This window comes from Gammaproteobacteria bacterium, assembly GCA_036381015.1.
GTDB lineage: Bacteria > Pseudomonadota > Gammaproteobacteria > Steroidobacterales > Rariloculaceae > ZC4RG20.
In genome coordinates, this window is the sequence record DASVDR010000008.1 from 14,446 (window position 1) to 32,741 (window position 18,296).

Annotated in this window: 20 protein-coding genes and 1 pseudogene; 15 read left to right on the forward strand and 6 right to left on the reverse strand. The window is 64.4% G+C overall.

What is annotated here, in order from left to right; all coding sequences use genetic code 11:
• Nucleotides 1-92: 92 nt before the first annotated feature.
• The 9 genes and pseudogenes from VF329_01965 (at nucleotide 93) to VF329_02005 (ending at nucleotide 8,547) form a co-directional block, all read left to right on the forward strand.
• Nucleotides 93-650: a DUF2975 domain-containing protein gene (locus VF329_01965; protein ID HEX7079763.1), complete on the forward strand. Its 558-nt coding sequence runs from the start codon at nucleotides 93-95 to the stop codon at nucleotides 648-650.
• 14 nt (nucleotides 651-664) lie between these two features.
• Entirely contained in the window at nucleotides 665-910 is a 246-nt protein-coding gene (locus VF329_01970; protein HEX7079764.1) for a helix-turn-helix transcriptional regulator, read from the forward strand.
• A gap of 92 nt (nucleotides 911-1,002) precedes the next feature.
• Nucleotides 1,003-1,104, forward strand: a pseudogene (locus tag VF329_01975) (magnesium and cobalt transport protein CorA).
• A gap of 213 nt (nucleotides 1,105-1,317) precedes the next feature.
• The gene (locus VF329_01980) at nucleotides 1,318-2,013 is read left to right on the forward strand and encodes a hypothetical protein (GenBank protein HEX7079765.1); all 696 of its coding nucleotides are present in this window, start codon (nucleotides 1,318-1,320) and stop codon (nucleotides 2,011-2,013) included.
• A 404-nt stretch (nucleotides 2,014-2,417) separates the two neighbouring features.
• A complete protein-coding gene (locus tag VF329_01985) occupies nucleotides 2,418-2,762 on the forward strand; it encodes a high-potential iron-sulfur protein (protein ID HEX7079766.1) in 345 nt (114 codons plus the stop codon).
• Between the two features lie 237 nt (nucleotides 2,763-2,999).
• Nucleotides 3,000-5,702 (forward strand): G8 domain-containing protein, encoded by a 2,703-nt coding sequence (locus tag VF329_01990; protein HEX7079767.1) that lies wholly within the window; start codon nucleotides 3,000-3,002, stop codon nucleotides 5,700-5,702.
• Between the two features lie 265 nt (nucleotides 5,703-5,967).
• On the forward strand, nucleotides 5,968-6,471 hold the full coding sequence (locus VF329_01995) for a DUF2938 domain-containing protein (protein ID HEX7079768.1): 504 nt from the start codon (nucleotides 5,968-5,970) through the stop codon (nucleotides 6,469-6,471).
• Between the two features lie 168 nt (nucleotides 6,472-6,639).
• Nucleotides 6,640-7,512: an SAM-dependent methyltransferase gene (locus VF329_02000; GenBank protein ID HEX7079769.1), complete on the forward strand. Its 873-nt coding sequence runs from the start codon at nucleotides 6,640-6,642 to the stop codon at nucleotides 7,510-7,512.
• Nucleotides 7,513-7,560: 48 nt separating this feature from the next.
• Entirely contained in the window at nucleotides 7,561-8,547 is a 987-nt protein-coding gene (locus tag VF329_02005) for an aldo/keto reductase (protein HEX7079770.1), read from the forward strand.
• 128 nt (nucleotides 8,548-8,675) lie between these two features.
• Here VF329_02005 and VF329_02010 read toward each other — a convergent pair whose 3' ends face one another.
• The 3 genes from VF329_02010 to VF329_02020 form a co-directional block, all read right to left on the reverse strand.
• Nucleotides 8,676-9,107: a DUF4437 domain-containing protein gene (locus tag VF329_02010; protein ID HEX7079771.1), complete on the reverse strand. Its 432-nt coding sequence runs from the start codon at nucleotides 9,105-9,107 to the stop codon at nucleotides 8,676-8,678.
• Between the two features lie 114 nt (nucleotides 9,108-9,221).
• The gene (locus VF329_02015) at nucleotides 9,222-10,496 is read right to left on the reverse strand and encodes a HipA domain-containing protein (protein HEX7079772.1); all 1,275 of its coding nucleotides are present in this window, start codon (nucleotides 10,494-10,496) and stop codon (nucleotides 9,222-9,224) included.
• Nucleotides 10,486-10,827: a helix-turn-helix transcriptional regulator gene (locus tag VF329_02020; GenBank protein HEX7079773.1), complete on the reverse strand. Its 342-nt coding sequence runs from the start codon at nucleotides 10,825-10,827 to the stop codon at nucleotides 10,486-10,488. The genes VF329_02015 and VF329_02020 overlap by 11 nt, the downstream gene beginning before the upstream one ends.
• Before the next feature lie 302 nt (nucleotides 10,828-11,129).
• On the opposite strand from VF329_02020, the gene VF329_02025 reads away from it, so the two are divergent.
• Entirely contained in the window at nucleotides 11,130-12,404 is a 1,275-nt protein-coding gene (locus VF329_02025; GenBank protein HEX7079774.1) for an amidohydrolase family protein, read from the forward strand.
• Here the strand turns inward: VF329_02025 and VF329_02030 are convergent.
• Nucleotides 12,334-12,837: an FtsX-like permease family protein gene (locus tag VF329_02030; GenBank protein HEX7079775.1), complete on the reverse strand. Its 504-nt coding sequence runs from the start codon at nucleotides 12,835-12,837 to the stop codon at nucleotides 12,334-12,336. The genes VF329_02025 and VF329_02030 overlap by 71 nt on opposite strands.
• A 101-nt stretch (nucleotides 12,838-12,938) precedes the next feature.
• Entirely contained in the window at nucleotides 12,939-13,292 is a 354-nt protein-coding gene (locus VF329_02035; GenBank protein HEX7079776.1) for a PadR family transcriptional regulator, read from the reverse strand.
• A 131-nt stretch (nucleotides 13,293-13,423) separates the two neighbouring features.
• Here VF329_02035 and VF329_02040 point away from each other — a divergent pair, with 131 nt between their 5' ends.
• The 4 genes from VF329_02040 (at nucleotide 13,424) to VF329_02055 (ending at nucleotide 15,652) form a co-directional block, all read left to right on the forward strand.
• On the forward strand, nucleotides 13,424-14,197 hold the full coding sequence (locus VF329_02040; protein HEX7079777.1) for a HipA family kinase: 774 nt from the start codon (nucleotides 13,424-13,426) through the stop codon (nucleotides 14,195-14,197).
• A complete protein-coding gene (locus VF329_02045) occupies nucleotides 14,178-14,573 on the forward strand; it encodes a DUF3037 domain-containing protein (protein ID HEX7079778.1) in 396 nt (131 codons plus the stop codon). The genes VF329_02040 and VF329_02045 overlap by 20 nt, the downstream gene beginning before the upstream one ends.
• A gap of 232 nt (nucleotides 14,574-14,805) precedes the next feature.
• Nucleotides 14,806-15,186, forward strand: a complete 381-nt coding sequence (locus VF329_02050) for a VOC family protein (GenBank protein HEX7079779.1) — start codon at nucleotides 14,806-14,808, stop codon at nucleotides 15,184-15,186.
• Between the two features lie 232 nt (nucleotides 15,187-15,418).
• Nucleotides 15,419-15,652: a hypothetical protein gene (locus tag VF329_02055; protein ID HEX7079780.1), complete on the forward strand. Its 234-nt coding sequence runs from the start codon at nucleotides 15,419-15,421 to the stop codon at nucleotides 15,650-15,652.
• Nucleotides 15,653-15,708: 56 nt separating this feature from the next.
• Here VF329_02055 and VF329_02060 read toward each other — a convergent pair whose 3' ends face one another.
• On the reverse strand, nucleotides 15,709-17,673 hold the full coding sequence (locus VF329_02060) for a hypothetical protein (GenBank protein HEX7079781.1): 1,965 nt from the start codon (nucleotides 17,671-17,673) through the stop codon (nucleotides 15,709-15,711).
• Nucleotides 17,674-17,925: 252 nt separating this feature from the next.
• Between VF329_02060 and VF329_02065 the strand changes: the two genes are divergently transcribed.
• Complete coding sequence (locus tag VF329_02065) at nucleotides 17,926-18,276, forward strand: hypothetical protein (protein HEX7079782.1); 351 nt, start codon at nucleotides 17,926-17,928, stop codon at nucleotides 18,274-18,276.
• Nucleotides 18,277-18,296: the final 20 nt, after the last annotated feature.

Consider the following 18,296-nt stretch of genomic DNA (forward strand, 5'->3'; position numbering starts at 1 on the left):
CGACGCTTCGGCGCTCATCGCCGTGCTACAATATTTTGTTATTGGCGAACGATAATTTTTGTTGGTTCCCGAAGTCAAGAGGACTTACGACTATGACCCGGCCCGCCGCTCCTCTCGCCGTCGCTCCGCCGGCCAAACGGTTGAGCGCCGCGCTGTCCGCGCTTTGCCTCGCATTCGCCGTCGTCCAGCCGGCACTGTCGCTCGCGCTGCTCGTGCTCGAGCCCGAGCTGCTCACGGAGGGACTCGGGCTGCCCGCATCGTCCGCGGGCTCGGCGATTCCAGCCTTTTCCGCGAGTCAGCGCGTCCTCATCGTCGTGATCGGCCTCGTGCCGATCGCGTTCATTACGTACGCCCTCGTGTGCGCGCACCGCTGCTTCAAGAGCTTCGCTCGCGGCGACTACTTCACGTTGCGCGTGGTCCGGAGCCTCAGGGGGCTCGCGGCGGGCATCGCGCTGTGGACGATCGCGGGCGGGCTCACGCAACCGCTCCTCGGCGTTCTGCTCACGCTCGCGGAGGAGGAGCTGAGGGTCAGTGTTTCGTTCAGCACGAGCAATCTCTTCACGCTGCTCTTCGCCGGCATCGTCTGGCAGATCGCGGACATCATGACGAAAGCGGTCGCGCTCGCCGAAGAGAACGCGCAATTCATTTGACGGGAGCCCTGTCCATGCCCATCGTCGTCAAGCTCGACGTCGTGCTCGCCGAGCGGAAGGTCAAGTCGAAGGAGCTCGCGCAGCATGTCGGCATCACGGAAGCCAACATGTCGCTGCTCAAGCAGGGCAAGGTGAAGGGCGTGCGCTTCGAGACGCTCGAGAAGATTTGCGAGTACCTGGACTGCCAGCCCGGGGACATCCTCCGCTACGAGCGCGCCGAGTCGCCCGCGCGCAAGCCTCGGACGCTGCGGCGGGCGTGAGCCGAGCTCCGGCGGTCCGGGAGATCCTCGAGCGACTTCCGCAAGCTCTCGAGCAGATGGAATTCCTCGTCGGCCGCTGCGGGACCGTCTAGCCGGAGCTGCATTGGTACTACGGTTATCCGTTCGTATGGAGCGTCATGCTCGCCGTCGTCCTAGCAATGCTCTGGTACTTCAAGCGCCGGCACTGGCTCTGACGGCAAGCGGGCAGCCGGGCGGCGTGGAGGCCCGATACACGGTCGTTGACGAACGTAGCCCATCTAAGTACTGTAACTAGAACGTCAAGATATTTGTGTATTTGCATAATATCGGCAATCGGAATCAACGTGTGCCGCGGGTCGGGGGGCAGATTCCGGTCGCACGGCCGACTCGAAAGCGGCGCTGCAGGACGATTCGCCGAGGAGCCGGAGATGCGAAGAGCCGAAGCGACAACATGGGGCGTTCGTGCGCTCGTGCTGAGCACGATGCTGCTTCAGACGGTCGCTCTTGCTCAGGACGACTACGATGGGCTGGTGGAGTACGTCTCTGCCGTCCCTTACGAGCTTTCGTTCGCCGGTCCCGATATGTCGGAAGAATCGTGCAGCCGCTTCTTGGCAGCGCTGAAGAACGAAGCTGGGGCAGTGGAGCTGCTGTCGCCCGACCGAAGGTTCGAAAGCTTGCAGGAAGTGCCGGCCGAGCTCCTGAAATACAACGAGGCCTTTACGGACAGGCACTACGAATACAACTACTTGTACAAAGCGACGCGCAGGCTCAGATACTTCGCAGTCGATGTCGACTTCGATGGCGCAGTCGAGCACATCTTCATCGGAGAGAACCTGCATACCGAAGTGGATGCTGTTCCCCGCTGGATTGGAACAAGCGTGTCAATTTTTCGGGACGAAGAGCTGGCGCATTACTATCGACGAACATTTTTCGATAGTAGTAGGTTCAATATTCCCCTTGGTCGTGATACGAACCATTGGAACGGCGTTCTGAAGTTCGAAGGGGATTACTACTTCTTTATCGTGAACGAGTACGACTGGGATCGGAAGCACGAGTCCATTGCCTTGCACAACATTACGCGGCCGTCTCGCACCGTCTCGTGCCGGTTTTGGATTGCCGGATGACGAACGCCCACCGGGCGAGATCTGCCTGGCGGGTTCTCGCCGCGCTCCAACGGTCTCGTGCTGCATCTCGGACCGGGATAGACAACGCCAAGCTCGTGGCGAAGCTCGGCAAATCATCCGTCCCAGTCCCGCGCTGAACGAAAAGCCCGCTTCTACGTCCTGTCCGCCCGCACCTCCTTGGATCGGCCACGGCTGGTGCCGGTCAGTGTGATCAGTGATCCGACAATCAAGATCACCGCGATGACCCATGTCGCGGCGCCGAATCCCGCCGGAGCAAGGCCCGATCAAGGAGCCGCTCTTCACGAACCTGGCCACTCTCGGGGCGCAGCGTCGGGTAAAATTCAACGCAAAATTCCGCGAACTCCAATTCACGATACGTGCACGAACTCACAAGGACCCGACTCATGCACCCGAGGAGACTCAATCGACGCGTCTTTCTGCAAAACGCCGCCATCGCTTTTCCTATCGGCTATGTCGTCATCGAGGGAGTCGCCCAGGCTCAGGATGACCTGCCGCACGTGACTCCGGACGATCCCATAGCCAAAGCGCTTTACTACGTCGAAGACGCCACGAAAGTCGACAAGTCGAATCCGCTAGCCGTGCGCTATACCGAAGGGCAGCATTGTGCCAACTGCGTCCAGCTCCAGGGCGAAGCTGGCGCCGCTTGGCGGCCCTGCAATCTGTTCCCGGGCAAGCTCGTGTCCGCGAACGGCTGGTGCTCGGCCTGGACGAAGATCCCCGACGCCTGAAAATCCGGGTGCCGGCAAGCCTGCGCGGTCGCTCCCAGGTCCGCGCGACCGATGAGCGCGCGATAGATCGTACCAGGCGCCACTTCACGAATCTTGAGACACGGGCGACTGTACCGGGCAGTCGCCCGGCTGGCTCGGCCGCCGGCCGGTTGCCCGTCGAGCCCTTGCCTGTTATACGATGGGGCCGGGAGAATCGCGCTATTTTGCGCTCAGACGTGGGGCTGTCTTCGAGTAAGGGTGCTTGATGCCATGAGAATACAATATCGCTCGTTCCGTCTCGGATTGCTCTTTCCAGCCCTTTTCCTCCTCGGCGTATCCGCGGAAGTTGATGCCCAGCAGGCCGACGGGGCGCTCTGGTCCGATCCTGCCACCTGGCCTTCCGGGAAAGTGCCAGGCGAAGCCGATCAGGTCACGATTGGGCGAGATATGAACGTGGTCCTCGATGTCAGTCCGCCGCCGCTGCACGGTTTGACGATCGACGGCAAGCTCAGCTTTGCAAACGATGCCGACATCGAATTGACCACGGAGTGGATCCTGCTCCACGGGGAGCTGGCGATCGGCAGCGAAAGCAACCCCCACACGCGCAAGGCGACCATCACCCTCACCGATAACGTCCCCAACGAAAACGTAAGTGGAATGGGTGACCGCGGCGTCATGATCGTGGGCGGAACCCTGAACCTGCACGGGGATCGGACGAATGCCTGGACCAAGTTGGCCAAGACGGCCGAAGCAGGCAGCAACACGATAGAAGTCCTGAACGCCGACGGCTGGCGGGTCGGTGACGTGATTGTCCTTGCGTCCACGGATTTCGATCCCTATCAGGCCGAGAGGCGGACCATTTCCGCCATCAATGGCAATACGATCACGCTGGACGAGAAGCTGGACTACATGCATTACGGCAAGATCACGTTCGGCGTGGATGAACGTGGCGAAGTCGGCCTGCTTACGCGAAATATCCTTATCCAGTCTTCGCCTGACTCGGAAGAGACACTCTTCGGCGGGCACGTGATGGCGATGGCCGGGAGCAAGATGTACGTCTCCGGCGTCGAGTTCAATCGCATGGGGCAGCACCTGCATCTGGCCCGGTATCCGATCCACTGGCATTTGGTCGCCGACGCGCAAGGGCAGTACATCGAGAACTCCGCGATTCACGACACCTTCAGTCGCTGCGTGACCGTGCATGGCACCAATTTCGTGCGCGTTGAAAACAACGTCACCTACAACAACATTGGTCATTGCTTCTTCCTCGAAGACGGCATCGAGCACGGCAACGAGTTCGTTCACAACCTGGGGATCCTGACCAAGTGTCATATGGACAAGCCGTGCGTCCCGACAGACCTCGGCCCGTTCGGCGTGGAGGGCGGCACGAACTTCAATACGGCCGGCCAGGACGCCGAGGACATCCTGATCCCTTCCGACAACACGGTGTCGACTTTCTGGATCACCAATCCGGACAACATTTACCGGGACAACGTGGCCGCGGGGTCCGAGGCGACAGGCTTCTGGTTCGCCTTGCCGGTGCATCCGACCGGCGCGTTCGAAGGCACGGATGTCAGCAAGGTAACCTGGCCACGTCGAACCCAGGTGCGGGAGTTCAAGGGCAACATCGCCCATTCGAACTTTGACGGTTTGATGTTGGACCGCGGCCCTCAGCCCGATGGCCATTTCAGGACCGGCGGGCATATCGCCTATGCCGATCCCGCCGACGAGAACGGCCCTCTCGCGGAGGCGGTCTTCGAGGATTTCACCGCCTACAAAAACCGGAATGGCGGCATCTGGGCCCGCGGTGAGATGCACCTGTTCAAGAACTTGAAGATGGCCGACAACGCCATCGGCTACACGCATGCGTCCGGCAACTTCGGTCGTTCCGCCTATACGTCACGGGTCGTCGACTCGCTGTTCGTGGGCGAAACCGACAACATCGGCAACCCCAGGACGCCGGCGGAAATGGCTTACGGCCGCAGCTTGCCGCAGCCCAAACTCCCGGATTTCCCGATCCGCGGCTACGAGTTCTACGACTACCATCACGAACTGGACAATGTCACGTTCGTGAATTTCGCGGACAACGACACTCGTAAGACGGGGGCGATCTCTTACCTGCTGTATACCAGCTTCGGAATGAGCTCCAACAACACGATAGAGGGCGCGAAATTCACGAACGCCAAGCCGGTGTATTTCCCGCCGTTGGAGTTCAAGTGGAGCAACGATGATTACGGCAATGGGAGCTATAAGACCTCGGTGTTCCACGACCTGGACGGCTCGGTGACCGGTGTCCCGGATTCCTTCGTTCTCGTCAACGACGAAGCAAACGGAATCGCAATCGACACGGATGCCTGTCAGATCAAGCCCAGCTGGAACGCTGCAGTGTGCACGGGCGATGTCGGGCGCTTGCGTGTTGCCGGCGGCGGCCCGGGCGGTCCCGGCGGCCCCGGCGCTCGTCGGGCAGGTGCCGGCTCCAGCGCGCCCGGTAGTTCGGGCGGTCCCCGCGGCGCAGCAGCCCGTCCTGGCGGAGCGGGTGGTCAAGGCGGCGCTCTCGCAGGCGTCAGCTTCGCGAGAGGACGGTTCAATGAGGATGGTGCCCGCGGAAGCGGCCAGCCGCCCATCGTTCTGAGCCGCAATGGCAAGGACTACAGCGTGAGCGGAGAAACCAACGTACGTGCGGGTACCGAGATCAAAGTGACCACCGAAAGGCCGTCCCTGTCCCTCAGCGTGAGGGAACTGGACGAAGGGTCATGGGTGATCTTCGAGCTGCCGGGATTCACTACCGCAGCCTCGGGGACGCAGGTGAACAGCCTGCGTGCGCTGCGCAAGGCCAGTGACACCTCATACTACAAGGACGACGGTTCGCTTTGGGTCAAGCTGGTGTCCAGCGGTGACATCCTTGGCAGCGGCCCCAACAGCGGCCCCGGTGGCGGAGCCAGCCTCCAGGTCAGCCGGTGAGCTGAAGTCTCTTGTCTGCGCAAGAGCCCCCGGCCTCGTGGCCGGGGGCTCGACCCCCGCCCAGATTCAAACTTATCCTGCGCCGACGCTAAGCCAAGAACGCTGTTCGCGCCCTCCCTCTCAGGCCATGGCCATGGCGCGGGGCGTGTAACGCGTAAGCGGCTAATTCGACGCCGGCAGCGATCCTCTCGAGCATGCCTATCCCTCTTGACCTCAAGTGCACTTGAAGTGGCACTGTGCAGGCTTTGCTGTGGAGGCAAGTGGAATGGGAACGATGATGGATTACCTGGTGTGCGTGGTGCTCGTCGGCGCCGGCGCAACGGCGACGATGGACCTCTGGTCGGTGGTGCGTACGCGGCTGCTCGGCATTCCGGCGCTCGACTACGGCCTGGTCGGGCGCTGGCTCGTCCACCTGCTGCGCGGCCGCTTCCGGCACGAGCGAATCGCCGCCTCGCCGCCGGTTCGAGGCGAGCGACGCATCGGCTGGACGGCCCACTACCTGATCGGCATCGTGTTCGCGGCCGTGCTGCTCGCCTTCTGGGGCATCGACTGGGCGCGCCGGCCGACGCTCGGCCCGGCGCTTCTTGTGGGTATCGGCAGCGTGGCGGCGCCCTTCTTCATTCTGCAGCCCGGCATGGGCGCCGGGATCGCCGCGAGCCGCACGCCGCGTCCCGCCGCCGCGCGGCTGCAGAGCCTTATCACCCATGCGGTTTTCGGCGTCGGACTCTATGCCGCCGGTCGCCTCGTGGCATTCCTCTATACTGGGTAGGCATGACTGCCGGGCCAGAAGCGTGCCTTTTGTCGGCGGCAGCGCTCTTCGCGGACCGGAACGGGAACGATTCCTACGCGGTTCACCATTCCTCAAAGGGGCCCGTCCAACGGACCCTGCATGGATGATTAGAGGAGGCAATGACCAATGACCGAGTCCGCTGATCCGTTGCCCGGCCTCGGGCTGACTGCGATCCTGGTTGCCGGCGCGCGCGCGTTCGAGAGCGATCAGCCGCATCGACTGTTCGATGACCCGTTCGCGCGCGTGTTCGTCGAGGCCGCCAGTGCAGCCTCGCCGAGGATCGCGCAGGCTTTGGTGCAGGGTTCCCCTGACGAGGCGGTCAATCAGGCGCGGCGTGATTCCGTTGCAATCCGTACGCGGTTCTTCGACGACTACCTGCTCGCCGCCGCACGCGCCGGCTGTCGGCGGGTGGTCCTGCTCGCGGCCGGCCTCGACGCGCGCGCGTTTCGTCTTCCGTGGCCGGCGGGCATCCGACTGTGGGAAGTCGACCTGCCCGAGGTGTTCGCGTTCAAGGAGCGCGTTCTCGCGGATCGCGGCGCGACACTGCGCTGCGAACGAACGGTCGTTCCGGCGGACCTGCGCGAGAACTGGCCTCGCACGCTGCGCGACGATGCAGGCTTCGACCCGGACGAGCCGACCGCATGGTTGACCGAGGGCTTGCTGATGTACCTCGATGAAGGCGAGCGCGACCTATTGCTGGATCGCGTGGCCGGGCTGTCGAGCGCAGGAAGCCGCATCGCGTTCGATCATCGGCCCGGCTTCTTTTCTCCGCCGCCCGTCATCAGTGCGGACGACCTGTCCGGCGATCACGCTGCTGCCCGCTTCGCCGCGCTCGCGGGAGCGGCATCCTCCGATCCGTCGCTGACATCCCCGGAGGAATGGCTCGGCCGCCACGGCTGGCACGCGCGGGTCGAAGAGCCCTCCTCGATCTTCGCGCGGTATGACCGACCGGTGCCGGCGTTGCTCCACTCCGCGGCGGGCTCGGCGCAAGGCTGGATGGCGACAGCCGAACGCATCTGACACACACTGAATCGGCGCCACGCCGATAATCAGATTCGGAGGACATCAATGAAGACACGCAAACTCGGTACGAATGGGCCTGTCGTGTCATGCATCGGGCTCGGCTGCATGGGCATGAGCGATTTCTACGGCGCCGCGAACGACCGGCAATCGATCGACGTCATCCACCGGGCGCTCGATCTCGGCGTTACTCTGCTCGACACGGCCGACATGTACGGCGTCGGCCGCAACGAAGAGCTCGTCGGTCGCGCGATCCAGGATCGGCGGGACGCCGTCGTCGTCGCGACGAAGTTCGGCAACGTGCGCGCGCCGGATGGGACGATGCTCGGGATCAACGGCAGGCCCGAGTACGTGAAGCAGGCCTGTGACGCGAGCCTGAAGCGCCTCGGCATAGACGTGATCGATCTCTACTACCAGCATCGCGTCGATCCGCAAACGCCGATCGAGGACACAGTGGGCGCGATGGCCGATCTCGTGCGCGAAGGCAAGGTGCGCCACCTCGGCCTGTCCGAGGCGGCGCCGGAGACGATCCGTCGCGCACACGCGGTCCATCCCATCGCTGCGCTCCAGACGGAGTATTCGCTGTGGAGCCGCGATCCGGAGGACGAGCTGCTGCCGCTGTGCGCGGAGCTCGGCATCGGCTTCGTCGCCTACAGTCCGCTCGGCCGCGGCTTCCTCACGGGAGCGATCCGCAGCATCGACGACCTCGCACCCGACGACTGGCGCCGCCATAACCCGCGCTTCCAAGGCGAAAATTTCCGTCGCAACCTTGCGCTCGTCGACGCCGTGCATGACCTCGCGAAAGACAAGGGTTGCACGGCGGCACAGCTCGCGCTGGCCTGGGTGCTCGCCCGAGACGAGCGCATCGTGCCGATACCGGGCACGCGCAGCATCGAGCGCCTCGAGGAAAACGTGCGCGCCGCCGACCTCTCGCTCAGCGACGACGAGTTGCGTCGCCTTGACGAGATCCTGCCGCCGGGGGCGGCGGCCGGCACCCGTTACCCGGAAGCCGGCATGGCGACCGTGAACCGATAGCGGCGCGGCGGTACATCACGCTGCCGAGTGGAGGCGTGGCCGACGCCGGTAGCGGCCACGTCTCCGCTCGGTGCTAATCCGCTCGGAGGGCGACGGTCGGATAATGGCCGTGATGCGCAGCCCGACGTCTATTCCGGCAAGTAGGTGACGTAGGGATCTTCGTTGATCAGCAGGATCACGCAGTCGATGTCCGACACGCAGGCATCGCCGTGCATTTGGTCGGCCTTCTGCGTCCAGTACGAGCCGGGGGGAAGCTCGATCCCTTCTCCCTCGCCGGTTTCGGGGACCCAATGTGTCCAGCGCCCCTCGATGACGACGCCGCGATAGTCCGCGGTATGAGCGTGGATCGGCGCTCGAAAGCCGGCCGGGACCTTGAGCAACGTACCGGCAGGCCCTTCCGCCCGGACGCCCCAAAGCGGACCGAGTTGCTGCGGCTGTCCCGGTGCCTCGTAGGAATAGGGGACTTGATCGGCCGGCACATAGACATTGTCGAAAGCGAGCGCGGAGAAAGAGATAGCGATGGTAACGGCGAAGGCCGCAAGGCGAAGGTTTCCGTTCACGTTCAGTTCTCCTGGGGTTTCACGGCCATCAAGTTGGGGAGGGTATGAGCGCCGCTCATCGGCGAATCTATCACAAACCGCTCGAGCGCCCAGCCGCGAACGGCCCGGGTTCGTTCAGACCGGTTCGATCGGCAATCGGAATCCTGGGTAGACGAACGCTGGCGCAATCGTCCTGCAATCCGCCTCGCTCACGCCTTCTCGCCGCGCGATTGTGTACCAGCGATTGCGAACGTGGTTCTCGAGGTCATCGATTATCGTTGCCGCCTCGCTCCGATCGAGCATGAAGCGCGCGCACTGCGACAGCAGATTCTCGGCGTTGGCATAGCGGCCCGCGTCGCCGATCGTCAAGGCAAGATCTCGACGCTCGGTGCTGACAGCCGGGAACGGCGTCAAATCGTAGGCAGGGGATAGCCGCCACTCACGCCCAGGGGCGAGGACTGCGTGATTCCGCGGATGATCGTCGGTGTTCGAGATCAGCGCGTTGAACACCATGCGCCTGAAGAGCTCGCGGGCGTCCTCGCGAGGCTTCGTACTCACCCGTCGAAGCTCTTCAACGAGAAGCGGATAGGACCAGCGGTCACGGTCGCGGTGTGAGTCTCCGGTCCGAAGGAGCGTGAGCGCGCTCAGCATCCGCGCGCGGGTGAAGCCGCTCGGCGTCGGTTCCCGATCGAAGCGCCTGACGAGCAGCACGTCGCGGCCGCCGATGTCGACGACGTGCGCCTCCGCGGAGTGGATGCCGCACTCCCGTGCGAGCTCGAGCATCGCGCGTTCGACACGCGCGTAGTTCCACTGGTCATCCGTGCGATTGAACTTCGCAACCCAAAGCAAGCCGTCGTCCTCGACCACCACCTTCGGCCGCGCTCCGCCCATGGACGTCCCGAGCAGGAGCAGCTCTTCGACCTGAGCGAGCTCGGCATGTTGCGCATCGGCAAACACACCGCCGTCGGCGATCAACTGATCGGCGAGCGCCTGAAGGCGCGGCAGATCGACCGTGCGATTGAACGCTCGAAGCGGGGCGGGCGGCTCGACGTGCAGGCCGAATCCAAGGGCGCCGGCCCGATCATCAGGGGACTGGAGCAGATAGTCGAGCTCGCCTGGCTGAGCGAAGCCCACATGTTTCTCGATGACCCGTCGGCCCCAGTAATCAGGACCCGCGTCGCGGAGCGCGCCAAAGATCCCGTTGAGCCGTGTGGTCTCGAACGTGCCGGCGATGAGGGGAAGCTCGATGGGATCGATCGGTACCGCGTCTGGTCGCTCGAGATACCGCCGACCGTATACGAAGCGCCCTCGGGCCACGCCGCTACGGTTCACGTCGTGGACAAACCGGCCGGCGGTCACAAATTCATGTGAGCCCGGCAGCATCACGTAAACGTAGCACTCAGAAGTCATCGTCAAGGGCGTCGCGGCCGGTAGGGTAGGCCCGCTGGCGAGTGCTCAGCGCCCGCATTGCCTCTGGATCTCGAGCCGGATCCGCGAGGTCATCGATTTGCGAAAGCAGCCCGTACACCCAGAGCAGCCCGAGATAGACTCCAATCGCAGTGCCAGGCTTGCCGGCCTCCGCCGCCGCGACCGCGCGGCGGCCGACACCGAGCTTTGCGGCTACCTCGTCCATCGAGAGATTGCGCACGAGACGTGCCGTGCGCAGATTCGCACCGAGACGCTTGAGACGCGCCTCGACCTCGAAGGGAGGCGCCTTGAAGACGGCGTTGGCTTTCGACACGGCGACTTAAAACACCCGAAAGAGCCTACTACGTACGTTTTAAAGTATAGCAATCCGGGCCGGCGTACTGAAGGGTTGTACGCGTCCTCCACCAGCTCGAAGCGGCATCGGGTTTCGCGGACGCGCAAGAAGCAGCAGCGAGGCGCCGAAGTGCCCATCGTTCGACCGCAAGCCGTGCTAGGACGCAACAGGGCGTCAAACCTTGCCAATCTTGAGATAAGGCGAATGGAGGAAATCTCGCCGACCGCGATCACTTGATAGTATTTGCGAATCCGCAGAATTTGCTTGATCGGAGATTGTTGATGCGCCTTTCCCCTCTGGGGCCGGCCCTGCTGTTGGCCGCCGCCGCATTCGTACGTGTCGCCTCGGCTCAGGACGAGCCGGCCGACTCCTTCGTGATTCGCGACGTCCGGCTCTTCGACGGTGCGCGGGTGATCGAGCATCGGAGCGTCGTCGTCATCGACGGGGAGATCGCTCGCATCGGAGGCCCGGAGCTCGATGACCGCGGGCTGGATGTGGTCGACGGGAACGGACGGACGCTCCTTCCGGGGCTGTTCGACGCGCACGTCCACGTCCCAGGGTTCGACCCGGCGGCCGCGCTCGCGCAGAGCGCGGCTTTCGGCGTCACCACGGTGATCGACATGTTCAGCGCGGGCGAGTCGCTCGAAAAGATCAAGCAGCTCGAGTCCGTGGACGACCCCAGGTATGCCGCGGTGCTGACCGCGGGCACCGGAGCCACCGCGCCGGGCGGTCACCCGTCGCAAATGATGCCGACGCGTTTCGAGACGATCGAGGCGCCCGAGGAGGCGCAGGCGTTCGTCGACGCCCGGATCGCGGAGGGATCGGATTTCATCAAGATCATCTACGACGATCTGCGCGACGGCGATCAGTCACGTCCGATGATCGACCGGGCGACGCTGGAGGCGGTCGTTGAGGCGGCGCATCGACGCGGCATGATGGCGATTGCGCATATCGCCACGGAGACTCAGGCAAGGGAGGCGATCGAGGCCGGGGTCGACGGCCTCGCGCATCTCTTCAACGGCGCTCGTGCGCCGGCCGATTTCGGGAGCTTCGCGGCCCGACACGAGGTTTTCGTCATTCCGACAATCACGGTGCTGCATCTGCGCTGCGGCAGATCCGACGGTCCGGCCATGGTCCAAGATCAACGTCTCGCCTCGCTCATAGCGCCCCAGTGGAGGGCCGCCGCCGGGGCGTCGTTTCCGGGCGCTCAGTCCTGCGCGTCGATCGAGGCGACTCTCCGGCAGCTGGCCGACGCAGAGGTGCCGATGTTGACCGGCACCGATGCCGCGGTTCCCGGCACCGCATACGGCGCGTCCGTCCATGTCGAGATGGCTTCAATGGTCGAGTACGGGCTGTCGCCGATCGATGCGCTGACCGCGGCGACCTCCGCGCCGGCCAGTGCCTTTCGATTGAGCGATCGCGGATCGATCGCGCCGGGAATGCGCGCCGACTTGCTCTTGGTCGAAGGCGATCCGACCGAGGACATCACGGACACGCGAAACATCGTGCAGGTCTGGAAGAAGGGTGTACCGGTGCGGCGGGAACGGCCGCAATAGGGGGCCCCCGCGCCGCCGCCGCGATCGTGGCTGCGAGCGCCGCGACGTAGGCGACAGGGTCCAGCGGCCCGACGCCGAACAACAACGACGTCATCAACCGTGCCAGCACGCCGGCCGCGACGAGGCCCGCGACGGCACCTCCGGCACTCAACGCGAGCCCCTGAAACACGAACATTCCCGCGAGCTGCTTGGGCTCGGCGCCGAGGGCCGAGCGAATTCCGATTTCGCGTGCTCGCTGCGCGACGACGTAGGCGACGACACCGTAGATCCAGACGATCCCGAGCACCAATGCCATGCCGCCGGCGATCGCGAGCAGCACCAGCACGAACGAGGTGCGCTCGAGCGAGCCCGAGTACAGGTCGGCCATCGTGCGCACGTGCGTGACGGGAAGACTCGCATTCACCGACCAAACGGCGTGCCGAACCTCCTCCATGAAGCTCGCCGTGCCAGCGCGCGATCTCGTCGACGATGTCGGCCTCGCGCTCCGGCTTCAAATCGAGCGGCTTGAGCCGCGCGCGGCCTTCGCTCTGCCAGTCATGCATGCTCGGCTCTCGTGATCCTCCGTACGGCCTCGACGAACGTCTCCCAGGTCTTGATTTGCGCGGCGAGCACGCGGCGGCCCTGCGCCGTCACCTTGTAGAAGCGGCGCCGCCGCTCGCCGGGCTTCTCGACCCACGTTCCTTTGATCCAACCGCGTTCCTCGAGCCGATACAGCAGCGGATACAGCGAATCGATGTGGAACGTGATGAGCCCGCCGGAGCGGATGTGAATCAGCTTGCTGAGCTCGTAGCCGTGGCGTGGCCGCGCCTCGAGCAGCGAGAGGATCAGCAGCTCGGCGGAGCCCTTCTTCAGTTCGCGGTCGAACGCGCGCGTGTCGATATCTGCCATAGCCAGATACTATACGCCGGATATAGGCCGTCAAAACGGTGGACGGCTCAAGCCATCGTCCCGGAGCTTCCACGGCGCTCCTGTCGCCTCCTCGTGCCGTATCATGGCGGGCGGCAGACGAAAGGCGCCCGATGATCAGGACGGTTACGGCAACCCGGTACGTGACGCCGCTGCGCGAGGGCGGCTCGCTGCCTGCGATCGTCGAGGCGGACGACGACGGCATGTACGTGCTGAAGTTCCGCGGCGCGGGCCAAGGGCCGAAGGCGCTGATCGCCGAGCTCGTGGCCGGCGAGATCGGCCGCGCGTTGGGCCTTGCCGTGCCGGAGATCGTGTTCGTCGAGCTCGACGGCGACCTCGCCCGCACCGAGCCGGATCCGGAGATCCAGGATCTGATTAAGGCGAGCGCCGGCCTCAACGTCGCGCTCGATTATCTGCCCGGCGCCGTCGCTTTCGACCCGGTGTCCGACCGGCCGTCGGCCGAGCTCGCATCGGCGATCGTGTGGTTCGACGCCTACGTGACGAATGTCGATCGAACCCCGCGCAACACGAACATCCTCACGTGGCACGACCGGCTTTGGCTGATAGACCACGGCTCGGCGCTGTACTTTCATCACGATTCGGCCGGGGACCCGATTGCGCACAGCCGCACGCCGTTCACGAGGATCAGGGATCATGTGATGCTGCCGTTCGCGAGCGCGCTGCCCGATACGAATGCCGAGCTCGCGGCGCATCTCGATGACGAGACGATCCGCCGCATCGTAGCGGTGATACCCGAGGTCTGGCTCCTTACCGGTGAGATCGCACCGGACGCGATGCGGCAAATCTATGTTCAGTATCTTTCGAGCCGGCTGACGGCCCGGCACGTTTTCCTCGAAGAGGCCATTCGTGCACGCTCACACCTATGACTATGCGGTGATCCGCGTCGTGCCGAAAGTCGAGCGCGCCGAGTTCGTCAACGCCGGCGTCATCCTGTCGTGTCCGAGCCTCGATTACCTCGATGCGCTGATCGAGCTCGACGAAGACCGGGTTCTCGCACTCGATCCCACGATCGATCTCGAGACGGTCAAGCGTCACCTCGACGCGATCCCGGTCATCTGCAAAGGCGGCGACGCGGCCGGTGCGATCGGCCGTCTGTCGCCGCGCGAGCGCTTTCACTGGCTGGTCGCGCCGCGCAGCACGATCATACAAGTCTCGCCGGTGCACACCGGACGTTGCAGCGATCCGGCGAAAGCGCTCGAGCGGCTGCTCGAGACCATGGTGCGCGTGCCTCCTCACAGATAGGAGCCCGTCCGACGGCCTTCCGAGTTGCGCTCGCGCGCGACCCGGCTTGCTCGGTCGCCACCCGGCCGAAAGGTTCTGATGTCTCGGAAGATGGATGCGACGGCGGTATCGGACTCCGGCGCGAGTGACCGGTGGGCGACCCGCCGGCTGGCTCTAACCTGGCGGTCGAAGCGCGTGGCGTACAATAGCGAGAACGCGCGTGGCCGCCATGCGCCACGACTCCGAGGTGATCATGCATCGCTCCCGACTGTGTGCAATTCTCATCGACTGCAACACGCCCGACATCGACGCGGGCGCCCGTTTCTGGGCCGACGCGCTCGGGCGCCCGGTGGATCCCGACCATCCCGGCACGCGCGACAACTACCGTATGCTGGAGACGCCGCCAAACGAGCCCATCGTGCAAATTCAACGCGTAGAGCACGAGAGCCGGGTTCACATCGACATCGAGACCGACGACATCCCGGCCGAGGTGGCCCGCCTGGAGAAGCTCGGCGCTCGCGTCGTGAACCGCCTGGAGCGTTGGGTCGTGATGCAGGCACCGACCGGGCAACGATTCTGCGTAGTCCGCGTCCAGCGGCCGGGTTGGCCGAAGAACGCCAACGAGTGGAGTTGACGCGCCCCTCGGCCGATCCCGGTATCGGGACGCTAACGGCGATTGCGGGACGGCCGCGCCGAGTGCAACACTCCCGTCGTTTGATCCCTTTCAGCTACATCAACGGCTTAAGCGGTTCGCCTGCGTTGGCACGTCCGTTGCGTGAACGGACGGCCATTTCGGCGAAGTCCCGTCGGTCGGCTCGCCCGCCCGCTCGGAATCGTCAGGCGGCATCGGGAGGAAATCCGTCGCTATGACCTCCGTCGTCCACGCGCTGCGCCAGATCAGGCTGCGCCCGGGCCTTTCGGCTATCGTGATTCTGATGCTCGCGATCGGCATCGGCGCGTCGACTGCGGTGTTCTCGGTTTTTCACGAGATCCTGCTTCGGCCGCTGCCGGTGCTTGCGGCCGTCGTGCTCGGCACGGGCTACCTGCCGGCGCGTCGCGCCTCGAATCTCGCGCCAATGGACGCGCTGCGCCATGAATAGCACAGTTATCTGCCCTCGCGCTCGTCTCGATCGCGATGACTCGAGCGGAAGCGCATTCATTGAAGGATAATCGGAAGCGTGCCTGACGGGCTCGAACGAGCGTGGGCCTCGATCAGCAGCTCCGCGCGCGCAATCGCTGTTGAATCGGTCATGAACCTCTCGACGAGCTCTCGCGCCGCCTCCTCGTCACGCACCAGCACGTTGTTCAGACTTGCCAGGATCGCGTCGTCGCGAGCCTTGTCGGAGGCGAACGCCTCGAGCAACGAGTGATCGAAGGTCCTCCCGGCCGATTCGAACCACCACAATCTGCCGAGAGCTTTGTCCCGAGCTTCGCCAGGAGGTAGGCCGAGCGCCCAGCTTCGCGCCGCAACGGCGTCCCGCCGCACCCACTCGGAGACCACCGCCTCCGCTGCGACGCCCTTGAGCTTCGGATCCTGAAACGTGCCGACCCAGCCGGCGGCGGCCTCGAATCCCTCCTGAATCCATGCGAACGCCAACCCGCCCACGGCGCGGGAGGCGTACTCGGAGGCGGCGTCGAGCTCGGCGACCAGGCGCGTGGCGGCCGTCAGGTCGTATGTTGCAGCGTACTCGACGAGCGCAACGACTGCGGCCTCGTAGCCGGGCCGGCCGCGCCGCCCCAGAATCCACTGCAGAGCTCCATCGGGATCCGTGTGCGCATAGCGACTGATCACGGCGTGCGTCCACTGAGCGATCGACTCCTCCGGAACGCGGTCCGTATAGGCGAGCGCGAGGGCGAGGTCCAGGTCCGCCACGTGAGGAGCGATCTGCGCGAACAGCTGCGGATCGATGCGATCCTTTTGCGACGTCAACCACGCGATCGCGCCCGAAGGGTCGGCTCGGGTCCAGGCGTCCGCGAGCGCCTGCATGGCATGGTTTCTGAGCTCGCCGTCGTTCAAATCGAATACACGCTGCGCGAGAGATGCCGCGTCGGTGCTGTTCGCGGCGTGCTGGAAAACCGCATCGAACGCGAAGTACTGCACCTCTGCACCCAGGGACAGCGCGAGATCCACCGCGCGCTCCGGATCGATTTGTGCGACGCCCGCCAGGGCCGCATGGATCACCGGCGCGTCGCCCGTGCGTCTCGCCCAATCGAATGCCTCATCCGGATGGAGCCGCGCGTAGCCTTCCGCGATGGCCGCGTATAGATCCCGGCGCTGCGCGTTGCTCGTCGCCCGGCGCTCGACCATCTCGATCGCTCGAAGGGGATCGTCGGCGGCGAGGCGCCTCAGGGCCACGCGCCGTACCCGCTCGGCGGGTTCGTGCGCGAGACCGTCCGCCAACTCGATGAGGCGCAAAGGCGAGATTGCGTCGAAGGGGCGGCCGAACATGTCGACCGAGCTCATGAGCCGCTCCTGCGATAAGGCATCGAAGGTCGCGACATACTGCAACATTGCCTCGCCGTCGGTTCTCATCCAGGTCGACAGCACGACCCCTTCGTAGGCCGACCTCAAGTTGCGATCGCGGATCGAAGCCGACGCCGACAACGCCCCGGCCGGATCCGCTTCCGCCCAGACGATTCCGACTTGTTGCACGAGCCGGAAGCGCACGTCCTCCGCTTCGAATGCCAGTGCATCCTCGAGCGCCGCGGCCGGATCGGCCGGAGCCGACGCGAGGATCGCATCGGCGCGTACCCATTTCCGATCCGCCACCGGCAGGGCAGCCAGGATGCGCCTTGCGATGCGCTCGTCGCCTTCGATCGTGTGGAGGAGCGCCGTCGCGACGCTCCGGCCGTCGCCGCGGTCTTCGATCTCACGCAGCGCGGCGAGCACGGCATCGGTCTCGGGGCGAATCCACTCCGTATAAAAAGAGACGAGCACTGCGCGTTCGACGTCGAGCTCACGAACGGCGCGCAGCGCGGCGTCGATGTCGAGCTCGGCGTAGCGCGTCAGCAATGCGTGCAACAGCAGTCGTCCGGACGGTGTGCGGATCGAAGCCGCGTCGCGCAGCAGCGCGTCGAGCTCGAAGAGCGTCGCGGAAGCGGCGAGCTGGTATGTCTGCATGGCGTCCTCGACGCCCGGCGGTTCGGTCCGGCGGAGCGCCGGCAAACGCGCTCGGATGCTGCTCGGAAGGTCGCGGCCGTCTTCGTCCAGGATCGTTGTCGGCCCGTTGCCCGAGTGACTGCAGATCGAACGGACCAACGCCGATACCATAATCCTGACAGGAGGCTTGTAGCGATGAGTGGCGACGCGAGCATTAAGTCGACATGGACTTCGATTTTCTCGCGGAAGGGTGGCTCAGATACCAGGATCCGCATGTGGGAAGACTGGGATGACGAGAGCAGAACCGAAGCTCTTCGCAGCATCAATCTCCAATCTGGAGAGCTTCCCGTTGTGCTGGCCAAGTCTCCGCTCGGCGCTCCGATCGTGCTCACGACTCGTCGGCTGTTTTGCTTGCCGGATGTCGCAGCCGTGCGAGATATCGTCAGTGTCAAACCACGCGAATTTACCAAGAAGAGCAAGGATCAGCTCAACGAGCTCAATGTCGAATTGGAGTCCGGAAAGACGCTTCGTATCTCAGCCGCGTCTGGACCATCATACTTCGCGCTCTGGAATGTATTACTGCACATCTCTAAGGGCAACGCTCGAAGACGATTAGCCTCGTGATCGCTGCAAGCCATCGGACC

Excerpts from the sequence above, each read along its gene's own strand:
- VF329_01980 (HEX7079765.1), top strand. The coding sequence starts at position 1,318 with ATGCGAAGAGCCGAAGCGACAACATGGGGCGTTCGTGCGCTCGTGCTG.
- VF329_02030 (HEX7079775.1), bottom strand. The coding sequence starts at position 12,837 with ATGGAGGAGGTTCGGCACGCCGTTTGGTCGGTGAATGCGAGTCTTCCC.
- VF329_02060 (HEX7079781.1), bottom strand. The coding sequence starts at position 17,673 with ATGCAGACATACCAGCTCGCCGCTTCCGCGACGCTCTTCGAGCTCGAC.
- VF329_01970 (HEX7079764.1), top strand. The coding sequence starts at position 665 with ATGCCCATCGTCGTCAAGCTCGACGTCGTGCTCGCCGAGCGGAAGGTC.
- VF329_02035 (HEX7079776.1), bottom strand. The coding sequence starts at position 13,292 with ATGGCAGATATCGACACGCGCGCGTTCGACCGCGAACTGAAGAAGGGC.
- VF329_01995 (HEX7079768.1), top strand. The coding sequence starts at position 5,968 with ATGGGAACGATGATGGATTACCTGGTGTGCGTGGTGCTCGTCGGCGCC.
- VF329_02025 (HEX7079774.1), top strand. The coding sequence starts at position 11,130 with ATGCGCCTTTCCCCTCTGGGGCCGGCCCTGCTGTTGGCCGCCGCCGCA.
- VF329_02015 (HEX7079772.1), bottom strand. The coding sequence starts at position 10,496 with ATGACTTCTGAGTGCTACGTTTACGTGATGCTGCCGGGCTCACATGAA.
- VF329_02040 (HEX7079777.1), top strand. The coding sequence starts at position 13,424 with ATGATCAGGACGGTTACGGCAACCCGGTACGTGACGCCGCTGCGCGAG.
- VF329_02065 (HEX7079782.1), top strand. The coding sequence starts at position 17,926 with ATGTGGGAAGACTGGGATGACGAGAGCAGAACCGAAGCTCTTCGCAGC.
- VF329_02050 (HEX7079779.1), top strand. The coding sequence starts at position 14,806 with ATGCATCGCTCCCGACTGTGTGCAATTCTCATCGACTGCAACACGCCC.
- VF329_02055 (HEX7079780.1), top strand. The coding sequence starts at position 15,419 with ATGACCTCCGTCGTCCACGCGCTGCGCCAGATCAGGCTGCGCCCGGGC.
- VF329_01965 (HEX7079763.1), top strand. The coding sequence starts at position 93 with ATGACCCGGCCCGCCGCTCCTCTCGCCGTCGCTCCGCCGGCCAAACGG.
- VF329_02005 (HEX7079770.1), top strand. The coding sequence starts at position 7,561 with ATGAAGACACGCAAACTCGGTACGAATGGGCCTGTCGTGTCATGCATC.
- VF329_01985 (HEX7079766.1), top strand. The coding sequence starts at position 2,418 with ATGCACCCGAGGAGACTCAATCGACGCGTCTTTCTGCAAAACGCCGCC.